Origin of the sequence: Nostoc sp. CALU 1950, assembly GCF_051172895.1 — a bacterium.
Classification (GTDB): Bacteria; Cyanobacteriota; Cyanobacteriia; order Cyanobacteriales; family Nostocaceae; genus Nostoc; species Nostoc edaphicum_A.
This window is the reverse complement of the sequence record NZ_JBDNJQ010000351.1, coordinates 1-1,830: the sequence shown is the minus strand read 5'-3', so window position 1 is coordinate 1,830 and position 1,830 is coordinate 1. Positions and strand designations below refer to the sequence as shown.

Genomic DNA, 1,830 nt, shown 5'->3' with positions numbered 1-1,830 from the left:
CCTTTGAACGTTTTACTTTTATTTTACTCTGCCTAGAGTCATGGAAGAGGGCTAACTCCACAGGTGCGGCTGGTAAACAAGCACCAAATATCATTACCAGAGATTTTGTCTTCGATTACTTGGTTGTCGGCGCTGGTTTTTCTGGTAGCGTCATTGCTGAACGTTTGGCAACTCAAGGTAAAAAAGTGCTGGTTGTAGACAAGCGCAACCACATAGGCGGTAATGCCTACGATCATTACAATGATGATGGCATTCTTGTACACAAATACGGCCCCCACATCTTTCACACCAACTCCCGCGAAGTTTTTGAATACCTCTCACGCTTTACTTAGTGGCGGTCTTACGAACATCGTGTCCTTGCCAGTGTAGACGGGCAACTTGTGCCGATTCCGATCAACCTCGACACCATCAACAAGCTGTATGGCATGAATCTCAACTCATTTGAGGTGGAGGAGTTTTATAAATCCCTTGCTGAACCCGTAGAATACATCCGCACTAGTGAAGATGTGGTGATCAGCAAAGTTGGTCGAGTACTGTATGAAAAGTTTTTCCGTAATTATACCCGTAAGCAATGGGGACTCGACCCATCGGAACTTGACAAATCAGTAATTGCCAGAATTCCCACACGGACTAATCGTGACGATCGCTATTTTACCGATACTTACCAGGCAATGCCACTCCACGGCTTTACCCGGATGTTCGAGAATATGCTCAATCACCCGAACATCAAGGTAATGCTCAATACTGATTATCAAGAAATTCAAAAAGCGATACCTTGCCGCGAGATGGTTTACTCCGGCCCGGTTGACGAATACTTTGATTATCGCTACGGCAAATTACCTTATCGCTCGCTTGATTTTAAACATGAGACGCATAACACGAGTTTGTTTCAAAAAGCGCCAGTCATCAATTATCCCAATGAACAGCTTTATACTCGTGTGACAGAGTTTAAATACTTAACTGGTCAAGAACACTCTAAAACGAGTATTGTTTATGAGTTTCCCAAAGCTGAGGGCGACCCTTATTATCCTGTACCGCGTCCTGAGAATCAGGAAATTTACAAGAAATATAAGGTGCTGGCTGATGAAACACCAGGGATTTATTTTGTAGGACGGTTAGCGACCTACAAGTACTACAACATGGATCAATGTGTTGCTCAAGCTCTAGCTATGTACAAACAAATTGCAGTTAAGGCTTAAATAATTCGTAATTCGTAATTAGGACTACTTTGTATTTAGTAGAGTGCGTTATGGACATTACGGCTTGTTTTCAAACTACTCGTTTAACCTCCTAATTTTTTAGATCCCCCTAAATCCCCCTTAAAAAGGGGGACTTTAAGAGATGAGATTCTTAGCCCCCCCTTTTTAAGCTACGGTGTATACACAAGTCTGAAATAGCTGATTAACCAAGGTTTTACCCCGCCCTCACCCTCCCCTTTATAAGGGGCTACGGTGTACACACAAGTGACTTATTTTGCTCAAATCGATCCCAGACCTAACCCCCAACCCCTTCCCTGCTAGCGTTGGGGAGTAAGATTCAAAGCCCCTCTCCGCGTCGGAGAGGGGTTTGGGGAGAGGTCTGCTGACTTGTGTATACACGGTAGCCTTTTTAAGGGGGGTTGGCGGGATCTAAGACTTTGAAAACACGCCCTAGTGGTCTGTCAATTTTGATTTTGTGCGTAAGCAGTCCCAGAATATCTTGCTAGCAAACGATTTTAAAAGTTGGTAACACACAATTTTAAGCTTGACAGACCACTAGTCCTAACGCACCAAAAATCTAAGAGGCTGTTTGAAAAGTTTTGATGGGTCAAATTTTATGCTAATCGCCTCA

General features: G+C 43.5%; 1 pseudogene. It reads left to right on the top strand.

Features of this window, described 5'->3' with window-relative positions:
• Positions 1-1,199 (top strand): annotated as a pseudogene (gene glf, locus ABF638_RS37820) (UDP-galactopyranose mutase); the annotation flags it as partial.
• Positions 1,200-1,830: the final 631 nt, after the last annotated feature.